Source organism: Qipengyuania sp. B-5, from assembly GCF_056857815.1.
Genome location: NZ_JBSXNU010000045.1, coordinates 66,986 through 78,064 on the forward strand (window position 1 = coordinate 66,986; position 11,079 = coordinate 78,064).

Sequence of the window (11,079 nt, forward strand, 5' to 3'; positions counted from 1 at the left end):
CATGCAGGATGTGCTTTCCATGATCTATTTATGGCTCAAGGCGGGCCACATCATCTTCATGGTTTTCTGGATGGCGGGCTTGTTCATGCTGCCGCGCCAGATGATTTACCTCCATTCTGCTGAGCCGAAATCGGTCGAAACGGAGTTATGGGCCAGGCGCATGGGCCTTCTTCGCAAGATTATCCTCACTCCCAGTATCATCGTGGTGTGGATCCTGGGCCTGCTGCTGGCACAAACGCTTCAGGTGTGGGGAGAGGGGTGGCTGCACGCCAAATTGCTCTTCGTGATACTCCTGAGCGGCTTCCACGGTTATATGGTGGCGCAATCGAAGAAGATGATCGCGGGCGAACGCCCAATGAGCGAAAAGCAATTGCGCGTGTGGGGCGAAGTGCCCGGGATATTGCTTGCGCTGATCGTGGTTCTCGTCGTCGTGAAGCCTTTCTGACCAACCACTCGTCGTTTGCCGATTGACGTCTGCTGCACGCCTAATTATTCGAAGCACACCTACCGGCTAAGGGCCCCGTTTATCAGACTGGGCCAGGTCCGCTTTCTCCAAGCCCATACGACCTGTCGGCCATTCCACACATTTGAATTCGAGAAAAATAATGCATCTCAAGGACTTGAAAGAAAAAGCACCTGCAGATCTTGTGGCGATGGCCGAAGAGCTGGGTGTAGAAGGCGCCTCGACCATGCGCCGGCAGGACCTCATGTTCTGCATCCTCCGCGAACTCGCGGAAGACGAGGAATACGAAGAAAAGATCATGGGCATCGGCACGATCGAGGTGCTTCAGGATGGTTTCGGCTTCCTGCGCAGCCCGGAAGCGAACTATCTTGCCGGGCCCGACGATATCTACGTTTCGCCCAATCAGGTGCGTAAATGGGGCCTTCGCACCGGCGATACGGTCGAAGGCGAGATTCGCGCGCCGAAGGAAGGCGAGCGCTATTTTGCCCTGACCAAGCTCTACAAGGTCAATTTCGACGATCCGGACGCAGTTCGTCACCGGACCAATTTCGACAACCTCACGCCGCTTTATCCGGACGAGAAGCTGTCGCTCGATACGCTCGACCCGACTGTCAAGGACAAGTCGGCCCGCGTAATCGACATCATCTCGCCGCAGGGCAAGGGCCAGCGTGCGCTGATCGTGGCCCCTCCACGTACCGGTAAGACGGTGCTGCTTCAGAACATCGCCAAGGCGATCACCGACAACCATCCCGAAGTGTTTCTGCTGGTGTTGCTCGTCGACGAGCGCCCGGAAGAAGTCACCGACATGCAGCGAAGCGTGAAGGGAGAGGTGATCTCCTCAACCTTCGACGAGCCCGCAAACCGTCACGTCCAGGTCGCCGAAATGGTAATCGAGAAAGCCAAACGTCTCGTCGAACATAAGCATGACGTGGTGATCCTGCTCGATTCGATTACCCGTCTGGGCCGTGCTTACAACACCGTGGTGCCGTCTTCGGGCAAGGTGCTGACCGGTGGTGTTGATGCCAACGCGCTGCAGCGGCCCAAGCGCTTCTTCGGCGCTGCGCGCAATATCGAAGAAGGCGGCAGCCTCTCGATCATCGCCACCGCGCTGATCGATACCGGCAGCCGCATGGACGAGGTGATCTTCGAAGAGTTCAAGGGCACCGGCAACAGCGAAATCGTGCTCGATCGCAAGGTCGCCGACAAGCGTATCTTCCCGGCGCTCGATGTCGGCAAGAGCGGCACTCGCAAGGAGGAACTCCTCGTAGGCAAGGATCAGCTCTCGAAGATGTGGGTCCTGCGTCGTATCCTCATGCAGATGGGTACGATCGATGCGATGGAATTCCTCCTCGACAAGATGAAGGATTCCAAGACCAACGAGGACTTCTTCGCGACGATGAACCAGTAAAAGGTTCATTCGCAAGTATTCGAGAGGCCGCCGGAATCAAGTCTGGCGGCCTTTTCACATCAGCTCTTCATCGTCTCGAGCATGGCGGCCATCTGCTCCCAGACTTTGTTCACCGCCTTCAGGGGACGCACCATCACCTTGAAATCGGAGATCATTCCGTCTTCGTCAAAGCGGATCAGGTCGATCCCGTTGACGTGTATACCGTCGATCACCGTAGTGAATTCGAGCAACGCGTTTTCGCCATCCACCAATTCACGGACATAGGTGAAACTGTTATTGCCAAGCGTCTGTCCCGCGGCCGATAGATAAGCGACCACGAGGTCGCGGCCCTGTTGCGGCGTATGCACCACCGGCGAGTGGAATACCGCATCTTCGCGGATGATAGCGGCGAGTTCTGCGGGCCTGCTCCCGTTTCCGATTACAGTGTGCCAGCGTTCCAGTCCCTTTACTGCCAACATACCGCCTCTCCGAAACTATGTGCCTGGGCGGCTGTCCAATCCCGCGCATATTGGGTAGATTCGGGATCGGAAACGAGCTGTCCATCTTCAATGAATCCGTAGATATTGTCGATCGTATCGCTACGGGCGGAGTTCTGCCGTTCCGAGATATGACACGGCTCTATCTGCCATGGATTGTCCAAACCCATGGCGACTACCATTTCGCGAAGCGCATGGAGGGTGTGTCGCTGGAAGCGCGCGACGCGTTCCGCTTTGGTAGGTACTACGAGGCCCCGCTGGCGAGTCGCATCCTGGGTCGTGATTCCAGTAGGGCAGCGGTCGGTATGGCATTGCATCGACTGAACGCAGCCCAGAGCGAACATGAAAGCGCGGCCGGCATTGCACCAGTCGGCCCCCAACCCGAAATTCATGGCCAATCCGGCGCCCGAATGGACCTTACCTGCCGCAGCAATCTTGATCTCGTCCTTGAGCCCTGTTCCGACGAGTGCATTCCGGACCAGTATCAGCCCTTCTCGCAGAGGCATGCCGACGCGGTTGGAAAATTCGACAGGAGCTGCACCGGTGCCGCCTTCGGCGCCGTCGACGACAATATAATCTAGCCTGATGCCGGTTTCGATCATCGCCTTGCAGAGGGCGAATACCTCGTGAGGTTTCCCTACGCAGAGCTTGATGCCGACAGGTTTGCCGCCGGACATCTGGCGTAGCTGGACTGCCCATTCGAGTAGTCCGATCGGGGTCGAGAAGGTTGAATGTGCGGCGGGAGACACCACGTCACGTCCGATAGGAACTCCCCGAGCTTCGGCGATCTCGCGGGTGACCTTCGGACCGGGGAGCACCCCGCCGTGACCGGGCTTCGCACCCTGACTGAGCTTGATCTCGACCATCTTGACCTGCGGATCGCTCGCAGTCTCGGCAAATTTTTCCGGATTGAATGATCCGTCCGAATTTCTGCAGCCGAAATAGCCGCTCCCTATTTCCCAGACCAGATCACCACCATGCGAACGATGGTATCGTGACAGCCCGCCTTCGCCGGTATCGTGGTAAAACCCCCCGACTGCGGCACCTTTGTTGAGAGCCATGATTGCATTTGCGGAAAGCGAACCGAAGCTCATGGCGGAGATATTCAAGAGCGAAGCCGAGTAGGGCTGCGAGCACTGGCTGGATCCAACGTTTACTCGCCATTCCGTGGGGGCTTGCTCATTTGGTATGATCGAATGGGCAAGCCATTCATATTCTTCGGAATAGACATCGAGTTCGGTACCGAAAGGATGAGAATCCAGCTGGCCCTTGGCGCGGGCATAGACGAGGCTGCGCTCATCATGATTGAAGGGACGTCCCTCAAGATCGCCTTCGACAACATACGCGCGGGCGAATGGCCGCAGATCTTCCATGATCCAGCGGATACGCGCCAGAAGTGGATAGTTCCTCCTAAGCGTATGTTTACGTTGAAAGAAATCCCAAATTGCGATCAGCAGAAGCGGTAGGGTGACAACAAGCGCCCAACGCAGCCAACCTGTTGAAACGAAGAGCAACGAAAGCGCGAGCAGGCTGATCGGTACGCCGAAACGGACCAGTAACTCTGCGGAATCGCGCCACTTCGCCTTGTTCGGGATCAAGCGAGATGCTCGGCGAAGAATTCTGCTGTGCGGCTATCCGCCAAATTAGCTGCCTCTTCGTTGCGGCGCTTCCCGAATTCTGTCGCGAAGCCGTGATCCAGACCTTCGTAATCGTGCAGCGTGACCTTTGGGTGATTGTCCAGTCCCTCGTGCATGGCCTTCTGCGTGTCCTTGTCTACGAAACCGTCTTCGGTCGGAATGTGCAGCATCAGGGGGTGGGCGATTGCATGTTTCTCGTGAAGCAGACTGTCCACTCCCACGGCGTAATACCCGACCGTTGCATCGCTGTCTGTTCGGGCAGATGTCATATAAGCCAGACGCCCTCCGAGGCAGTACCCCACTGCGCCTACCTTCCGGCAACCCTGGCTGCGCGCCCATTTGATCGCCGCCTCTATGTCGCGAATGCCTTGATCCTGATCGAACTTGCCGAAGAGGTCGAACGCCTTCTGCATTTCGGCTTCGATATCGGGGTCAAGTTCGATGCCGTCCTCGAACTGCCAGAACAGGTCCGGGGCGACGGCGAGATATCCTTCTTCGGCCAGCTTGTCGCATTTGCAGCGGATGCCCGCATTAATCCCAAAAATCTCCTGGATGACTACGATAGCGGCTTTCGGTTTACCTTGGGGACGGGCTACATAGGCGTTGAAGCCGTTTTTCTTGTCCAGCGTGTCCAGCCTGACGATTTCGCTCATTCAGTCGTTCTCCCTTGCCGTAGTTTGAGCCTAGCCCTTGTGCGGTTTCCTTGGCAAACCCAGATAGTGCGAACACGAGACACAACGGAGGAAACGCGATGAAGGTCCATATCGAGATCGATTGTACGCCGGAGGAGGCGCGGACCTTCATGGGCCTGCCCGATGTGGGCAAAGCGAATGATGTTTATGTCGATATGATGTCGAAAGCTATGAAGGGCGTTTCGAACACCGACCAATTGCAGGAATATGCGAAGCAGCTTGCACCGATGGGGCAGGCCGGATTCAAGCTGTTCCAGAGTTTCATGGAAGGCGCCAACGCAGCAAAGGCTCAAGGCAAGAAGCCTGACCCAACCGACGACTGATCTCGATTCGATCATGGCCGACACGATTTTCGCCCTTTCGAGCGGGGCGCCACCTGCCGCCATCGCAGTCGTTCGGATTAGCGGGCCATGTGCGGATGCAGCAGTGATGCGTTTGGCCGGGGCGTTGCCTGAGGCGCGAAAGGCGAGTCTGCGCTCCTTACGGTCGACAGACGGAAGGATGCTGGACCGCGCATTAGTGCTTTGGTTTCCTGGCCCTCGTACCGCAACAGGAGAAAATCTTGCCGAATTGCATTGTCACGGAGGTAGGGCTGTCGTCTCCGCCATAGAATGCGAGCTTGCCGCTATGGACGGATTGCGCCGCGCCGAACCCGGCGAATTCACACGACGGGCTTTCGCTAATGGGGTAATTGATCTTGCCGAGGCAGAGGGGCTCGGCGATTTGCTTTCTGCTGAAACTGAATTGCAGCGGCGAGCCGCGCAATCCGCGGCAAGCGGCGGTTTATCTGCAAAAGTGGAAGATTGGCGTTCCCGCCTGCTTAGCCTGTCCGCATTGGTTGAGGCGCAGCTCGATTTCGGGGACGAAGATGACGTGGGCATATTGCCCGATATGTTCCACGTGGAACTTTCCGAACTCCTTGAGGAATGGATTGCTGCATTGAATGCTCCACGAGCAGAGCGATTGCGGGACGGGGTAAGGGTCGTTCTCGCCGGACCGCCGAACACAGGTAAGTCCTCTCTGTTCAATGCTCTTTTGGACGAAGGAGCGGCGATCGTGTCTGCGGAAGCGGGGACCACCCGTGATGTTATCGAGCGGCCAGTTGCGCTAGGCGGCGTCCCGTTCGTTTTGGTCGATACGGCGGGCTTGCGGGAAGATGGCGCTGGAGAGATTGAGCGGATTGGTATTGATCGTGCGCGGGCTCAGGTTGAGCGCGCCGACATCGTTCTCTGGCTCGGCGAAGAAGGGGAGGGGCCAGAGGGCGCGATCGAGATCGCAGCGAGATCGGATCTCCAGGCCAGCTCAAAAGCGACTGCCGATTATGAAGTTTCGGCCGTAACTGGTTCTGGGGTCAGTAATCTTATTGAAGGCCTCATTTCTCAGGCCAAAAGCATACTTCCTCAACCGGGTGAAGCCGCGCTCAATTCCAGACAGTCATCGGCGCTATCCAATGCCTTGACGGCTATTCAAGGGGTCGAATCCGGGGATGATGCCTTGCTCACCGCCGAGCGCATGCGAATTGCGCGGCTGGAATTGGACAGATTCTTGGGACGCCACTCGACCGAAGATATGCTCGACGCCCTGTTTGGACGCTTTTGTATCGGGAAGTAGAGAACTGCCCGATGTTCCACGTGGAACACTGATTGGCCTTTGAACGATTGGTGCTTTGCGGTATCGGCGCGAGCATGCAGAGTTTCGATATTATCGTTGTCGGCGGCGGACATGCTGGCGTCGAGGCTGCTTGTGCCGCCGCGAGGATGGGGTGTAAGACGGCACTGGTAAGTTTCGACCCATCCAAAATCGGTGCGATGAGTTGCAATCCGGCAATCGGCGGTTTGGGGAAGGGTCATCTCGTAAGGGAGGTCGATGCACTCGATGGGGTCATTGGCCGCGCTGCAGACGCGGCGGCGATTCACTATCGAATGCTCAACCGGTCGAAGGGAAGTGCGGTTTGGGGGCCTCGAGTCCAAGCCGACCGAGCGTTGTTCCACCGAGCCGTTCAAGAGATCGTCTCGAGGCAAGACAAATTGATCCTGGTTGAAGGTGAAGCGGCGTCGCTGTCGATCAAAGGTGGTTCGATCCGTGGCGTTCGACTGGCGGATGGAAATACCCTCGCGAGTTCTGCCGTAGTGCTTTGCACCGGTACTTTTCTGGGAGGCACCTTGTTTCGGGGCGAGGAGAGGTTCGAGGGCGGGAGGGTCGGAGAGGGTGCGGCCCGCGTTCTGGCGTCCCAGCTGCGAGAAGCCGACCTTCCAATGGCGCGCCTTAAGACCGGCACACCGCCGCGCCTGGATGGACGAACCATCGATTGGGCCGCACTCGAAGAGCAGCCTTCAGATGGAGAAACCTGGACCATGTCCTCGATCTCCAGCGGCCGAGTGAACGCACAAGTGTTCTGCGCCATTACACGGACGAACCAGAAGGCGCATGATATTATTCGCGCCAATCTTGACCGCTCGCCGCTTTTCTCAGGGGCCATCGGGGCCGCGGGTCCGCGATACTGCCCCTCGATCGAAGACAAAATCCATCGCTTCGGGGATCGTGAGGGGCATCAAATATTCCTGGAGCCGGAAGGGCTGGGCACGCACCTGGTTTATCCCAATGGCATTAGTACTTCGCTTCCTGTCGATGTTCAGCATGAGATGCTACGCGCAATGAAGGGGCTGGAGCGGGTCGAGATGGCAGTACCGGGCTACGCGGTCGAATATGATTACATAGATCCCCGCGCACTCCGGCACAGCCTTGAGCTGCGAGCTATTCCCGGCCTCTATTGTGCGGGTCAGATTAATGGAACCACGGGCTATGAGGAGGCCGCTGCTCAGGGGCTGGTCGCCGGGATGAATGCTGCGGCCAAGGTGTCGGGGCGCGAACCTCTCGGCCTCGACCGCGCCAATTCCTACATTGCCGTTATGGTCGACGATCTTACCTTACAGGGCGTCAGCGAACCTTATCGAATGTTGACGGCAAGGGCCGAATATCGTTTGCGCCTCCGTGCCGCCAATGCGGATACCCGTCTGACGAGACTGGGGATAGAGGCAGGGCTGGTTGGTCCCGAGCGGGCGGCGTGGTTTGCCGAGCGTGAAGCACGTCGCGTGTCGATCGACACCCAGCTTAACCAAGAACTACATGCCAATACTCTTATAGAGAGGGGCATAAAGGCGAAAGCCGATCGAGGATCTCAAAGAGTTCGCGATTGGCTTCGTGGGGGGCAGATCGCAATCGATGAGCTAGCGGATATTGTAACGGGCATCGATCCTCTGGATGCGCTGACGATAGAGATGGTCGAGGATGCCATCTATGAACCGTACTTGTTACGGCAGGACGCAGAACTCCGGGATTTGAAAGCAGGAGAACGACTAAGCCTGCCATCCGACTTTCCTTATGGGCGTGTTCCCGGTCTCTCTAACGAAATGGTCGAGCGTCTGTCCAAAGCTCAGCCCGAGACACTCTCGGCAGCAGGACGAATTCCGGGCATTACACCTGCCGCACTTGCCGCGCTGCTCGTCCATGCGCGTCGCTTGGAGGAGCGGGCGGCGTGACATTGAATGAAGAACAGGCACGCGCCACCCTCAACGAACTTGGTCCGTCTGACGCCATCGAAAGGCTTGAACTGCTTGCTGCTGAATTGCGTTCAGAGAATGAGAAGCAAAACCTGGTTTCACGAGCTTCATTGCAGGAAGTGTGGGTTCGTCACTTCGCCGACTCGGCACAGCTCATGCGGCATGTTCCACGTGAAACGCGCGGGGCATGGTTCGATCTGGGGAGTGGTGCCGGCTTTCCCGGCTTGGTCCTGGCGATCCTGAGACCCGATGAGCCGACAATCCTGATCGAATCTCGCCGACGCAGGATTGAATGGCTTGAGGCGATGAAGGTGAAGCTTGACCTTCCGAACTGTGAAATCGAGGGAAAGCGTCTGGAGCATGTCGAAACGCGAAAAGCGGCGGTAATCTCGGCGCGAGCGTTCGCCCCTTTGCCCAAACTGCTCACTTTATCCGCACGCTTCTCCACAACGCGGACGTATTGGGTGTTGCCCAAAGGCCGTTCCGCAGCGCAGGAAGTGGATGAACTGCCGCGTAAGCTACGGAAGATGTTCCACGTGGAACAATCGATCACCGACCGGGATGCGGGAATCGTTCTCGGGCAAGGCAAGGTGGAGGCGTAAGTATGATCACAATTGCGATTGCAAACCAGAAGGGCGGAGTGGGGAAAACCACGACCGCGATCAATATCGCCACAGCTATGGCGGCTTCCGGTTGGAAAACATTGCTGATCGATCTCGATCCCCAAGGCAATGCGTCCACCGGACTTGGCATCGAAAATTCCGCGCGGGAATATACCACATACGACTTGCTGCTGGGCGACGCCACGCTCGCACAGGCTGCGCAGAAGACGGAAATACCCGGCCTTGAGATCGTGCCTGCAACCCAGGACCTGTCAGGTGCCGAAGTTGAGCTGGTCTCTGTCGACGATCGCACCCATCGCCTGCAGAAGGCGCTTGGCGCTCAGCAAGCCGGTTTCACCGATTACGATATCGCCTTTATCGATTGCCCGCCGTCTTTGGGATTGTTGACCCTCAACGCACTTGGTGCCGCAGACACGCTGATGGTTCCCCTGCAATGCGAGTTTTTTGCGCTCGAGGGCCTCAGCCAACTCCTTCAGACGGTAGAACGAGTTCAGCAGCGCTTCAATCCGGACTTGGGTATAGTCGGGATCGCTTTGACCATGTTCGACCGCCGCAATCGCCTGACCGACCAGGTGGCCGATGATGTGCGCGATTGCCTTGGTAAGCTCGTGTTCGAAAACGTTATTCCGCGAAATGTCCGGCTGTCGGAGGCACCCAGCCACGGCATGCCGGCCCTGATATATGACCATAATTGTCCCGGTAGCCGTGCCTATATAGGACTTGCGCGTGAGCTTATCGGACGTTTGCCCGAACAGAGGAAAGCAGCATGAGCACTGCCATCGATCGCAAAAAGAAACTTGGCCGTGGTCTCGGCGCGTTGATGGGCGAAATCCAGCGTGAAGAGCCCTTGGTTCGGGAAAATGGTAACGATAGCAATCAGTTGCCGGATCCTACCTCGGCATCATCGGGCACTGGCCTAACCGATATTCCGATTGCGAATATTTCGCCGCTACCCGGCCAACCACGCACACGATTCGACGACGAGTCCCTTGATCAGCTTGCCGCTTCGATCGCCCAGCGCGGCGTAATCCAGCCCATTATCGTCACGCCAAAGGGGGCGGGGCGCTATCAGCTTGTCGCTGGCGAGCGCCGTTGGCGTGCTGCGCAGCGCGCGCGGCTCCACACGATCCCCGCGATCGTCCGCGACCTCGAAAAGCGCGAAATCATGGCGCTGGCGCTGATCGAAAACCTCCAGCGCGAAGATCTCAATCCGCTTGAAGAAGCCCGGGCTTATCAGAAGCTTGCCGAAGATGAGGGTATGACGCAGGCCGAAATCGCCCAACTCGTCGATAAATCACGAAGCCACGTCGCAAACTTCCAGCGCCTCCTCGTTCTGCCCGATGAGGTGCTCGACATGCTCGCCGACGGCAGGCTTTCGATGGGTCACGCACGTCCATTGATCGGAAACGACCAGGCTGCAGATATCGCCCATAAAGCGGTGAATGATAATTTGTCAGTCCGCCAGGTGGAGAAGCTGGCGCGCGGCGAAAGACCGAAGAAATCCCGCGGCACAGCTTCCACGTCAATCACTGGCGCAACCGACGATGCCGATATTGCTGCGGTACAGGGTCATTTGGAGGAATTTCTCGGTCTGCCCGTGAGGATCAAGACTGAGGGCGCGCCAGGCAATGGTACGGTAACGATCGGCTATCGCACGCTCGACCAGCTTGACCTTATTTGCCAGCGCTTGACTGGCGGCGATATCTGATCTTCATATCCGGTTCGAGATGATCTCTGCAAGTCTTTCAATTCCTTGGCGGTCTTCCTCGTCGAAGCGCGCCTTCAAGGGGCTGTCGAGATCGATCACCGCCACGACGTCACCGTCACGCAAGACAGGCACTACCAGCTCGGAGTTGGTGACCGAATCACAGGCAATATGGCCGGGGAAAGCGTGCACATCCTCCACTAGCTGCGTTTCACCTTCGGCAGCAGCCGTACCGCACACGCCTTTTCCCAGCGGAATGCGAATGCAAGCCGGCCGGCCTATGAATGGTCCAAGCACCAGTTCACCTCTGACCATACGGTAGAAGCCCGCCCAGTTGGTGTCGGGCAGGAAATCCCACAATAGTGCAGCGATATTGGCCATATTCGCGACACCATCGGGTTCGCCGGAGGTGAGGGCCTCGGCTGCGTCGTGCAGCTGGCGATAGGCATCGGGCTTGGGGCAATCGCCTACGGGTCGGAAATCGAACATGGCAGATGATCTAGGTACATCGAACG

Annotated in this window: 12 protein-coding genes; 8 read left to right on the plus strand and 4 right to left on the minus strand. The window is 57.6% G+C overall.

From position 1 onward, the window contains the following. The first annotated feature begins 1 nt into the window (after window position 1). Together AC13CE_RS07875 and rho are read left to right on the plus strand one after the other, a co-directional pair. Window positions 2-445: a CopD family protein gene (locus AC13CE_RS07875; RefSeq protein WP_482972070.1), complete on the plus strand. Its 444-nt coding sequence runs from the start codon at window positions 2-4 to the stop codon at window positions 443-445. 160 nt (window positions 446-605) lie between these two features. After that, the gene (gene rho / locus AC13CE_RS07880; protein ID WP_221538161.1) at window positions 606-1,871 is read left to right on the plus strand and encodes a transcription termination factor Rho; all 1,266 of its coding nucleotides are present in this window, start codon (window positions 606-608) and stop codon (window positions 1,869-1,871) included. 59 nt (window positions 1,872-1,930) lie between these two features. On the opposite strand, the gene AC13CE_RS07885 is transcribed toward rho, so the two are convergent. The 3 genes from AC13CE_RS07885 to AC13CE_RS07895 are packed head-to-tail and all read right to left on the minus strand — an operon-like array spanning window position 1,931 to window position 4,637. After that, a complete protein-coding gene (locus AC13CE_RS07885; protein ID WP_482972071.1) occupies window positions 1,931-2,329 on the minus strand; it encodes a nuclear transport factor 2 family protein in 399 nt (132 codons plus the stop codon). Then, the gene (locus tag AC13CE_RS07890; protein ID WP_482972135.1) at window positions 2,317-3,942 is read right to left on the minus strand and encodes an FMN-binding glutamate synthase family protein; all 1,626 of its coding nucleotides are present in this window, start codon (window positions 3,940-3,942) and stop codon (window positions 2,317-2,319) included. Before AC13CE_RS07890 ends, AC13CE_RS07885 begins: the two co-directional genes overlap by 13 nt. Then, on the minus strand, window positions 3,942-4,637 hold the full coding sequence (locus tag AC13CE_RS07895; RefSeq protein WP_221538165.1) for a dienelactone hydrolase family protein: 696 nt from the start codon (window positions 4,635-4,637) through the stop codon (window positions 3,942-3,944). The genes AC13CE_RS07890 and AC13CE_RS07895 overlap by 1 nt, the downstream gene beginning before the upstream one ends. Before the next feature lie 98 nt (window positions 4,638-4,735). Between AC13CE_RS07895 and AC13CE_RS07900 the strand changes: the two genes are divergently transcribed. The 6 genes from AC13CE_RS07900 to AC13CE_RS07925 all read left to right on the plus strand — a co-directional run bounded on the left by AC13CE_RS07900 (window position 4,736) and on the right by AC13CE_RS07925 (window position 10,567). Next, window positions 4,736-4,999: a DUF6489 family protein gene (locus tag AC13CE_RS07900; RefSeq protein ID WP_221538166.1), complete on the plus strand. Its 264-nt coding sequence runs from the start codon at window positions 4,736-4,738 to the stop codon at window positions 4,997-4,999. Between the two features lie 13 nt (window positions 5,000-5,012). After that, window positions 5,013-6,287 (plus strand): tRNA uridine-5-carboxymethylaminomethyl(34) synthesis GTPase MnmE, encoded by a 1,275-nt coding sequence (gene mnmE / locus AC13CE_RS07905; RefSeq protein WP_221538167.1) that lies wholly within the window; start codon window positions 5,013-5,015, stop codon window positions 6,285-6,287. Window positions 6,288-6,361: 74 nt separating this feature from the next. Then, complete coding sequence (gene mnmG / locus AC13CE_RS07910; protein WP_482972072.1) at window positions 6,362-8,215, plus strand: tRNA uridine-5-carboxymethylaminomethyl(34) synthesis enzyme MnmG; 1,854 nt, start codon at window positions 6,362-6,364, stop codon at window positions 8,213-8,215. After that, the gene (gene rsmG / locus AC13CE_RS07915) at window positions 8,212-8,838 is read left to right on the plus strand and encodes a 16S rRNA (guanine(527)-N(7))-methyltransferase RsmG (protein WP_482972073.1); all 627 of its coding nucleotides are present in this window, start codon (window positions 8,212-8,214) and stop codon (window positions 8,836-8,838) included. The genes mnmG and rsmG overlap by 4 nt, the downstream gene beginning before the upstream one ends. Before the next feature lie 2 nt (window positions 8,839-8,840). After that, window positions 8,841-9,629: a ParA family protein gene (locus AC13CE_RS07920; RefSeq protein WP_221538170.1), complete on the plus strand. Its 789-nt coding sequence runs from the start codon at window positions 8,841-8,843 to the stop codon at window positions 9,627-9,629. Beyond that, window positions 9,626-10,567: a ParB/RepB/Spo0J family partition protein gene (locus AC13CE_RS07925; protein ID WP_482972074.1), complete on the plus strand. Its 942-nt coding sequence runs from the start codon at window positions 9,626-9,628 to the stop codon at window positions 10,565-10,567. The genes AC13CE_RS07920 and AC13CE_RS07925 overlap by 4 nt, the downstream gene beginning before the upstream one ends. A gap of 3 nt (window positions 10,568-10,570) precedes the next feature. Here the strand turns inward: AC13CE_RS07925 and AC13CE_RS07930 are convergent, their stop codons facing one another. After that, window positions 10,571-11,053: a GAF domain-containing protein gene (locus AC13CE_RS07930; RefSeq protein ID WP_482972075.1), complete on the minus strand. Its 483-nt coding sequence runs from the start codon at window positions 11,051-11,053 to the stop codon at window positions 10,571-10,573. Window positions 11,054-11,079 lie beyond the last annotated feature (26 nt).

What these genes read in the sequence shown, in the direction of transcription:
- AC13CE_RS07875 (WP_482972070.1), top strand. Translation starts at nt 2, where the DNA reads ATGCAGGATGTGCTTTCCATGATCTATTTATGGCTCAAGGCGGGCCAC.
- rho (WP_221538161.1), top strand. Translation starts at nt 606, where the DNA reads ATGCATCTCAAGGACTTGAAAGAAAAAGCACCTGCAGATCTTGTGGCG.
- AC13CE_RS07885 (WP_482972071.1), bottom strand. Translation starts at nt 2,329, where the DNA reads ATGTTGGCAGTAAAGGGACTGGAACGCTGGCACACTGTAATCGGAAAC.
- AC13CE_RS07895 (WP_221538165.1), bottom strand. Translation starts at nt 4,637, where the DNA reads ATGAGCGAAATCGTCAGGCTGGACACGCTGGACAAGAAAAACGGCTTC.
- AC13CE_RS07900 (WP_221538166.1), top strand. Translation starts at nt 4,736, where the DNA reads ATGAAGGTCCATATCGAGATCGATTGTACGCCGGAGGAGGCGCGGACC.
- mnmE (WP_221538167.1), top strand. Translation starts at nt 5,013, where the DNA reads ATGGCCGACACGATTTTCGCCCTTTCGAGCGGGGCGCCACCTGCCGCC.
- mnmG (WP_482972072.1), top strand. Translation starts at nt 6,362, where the DNA reads ATGCAGAGTTTCGATATTATCGTTGTCGGCGGCGGACATGCTGGCGTC.
- AC13CE_RS07920 (WP_221538170.1), top strand. Translation starts at nt 8,841, where the DNA reads ATGATCACAATTGCGATTGCAAACCAGAAGGGCGGAGTGGGGAAAACC.
- AC13CE_RS07925 (WP_482972074.1), top strand. Translation starts at nt 9,626, where the DNA reads ATGAGCACTGCCATCGATCGCAAAAAGAAACTTGGCCGTGGTCTCGGC.
- AC13CE_RS07930 (WP_482972075.1), bottom strand. Translation starts at nt 11,053, where the DNA reads ATGTTCGATTTCCGACCCGTAGGCGATTGCCCCAAGCCCGATGCCTAT.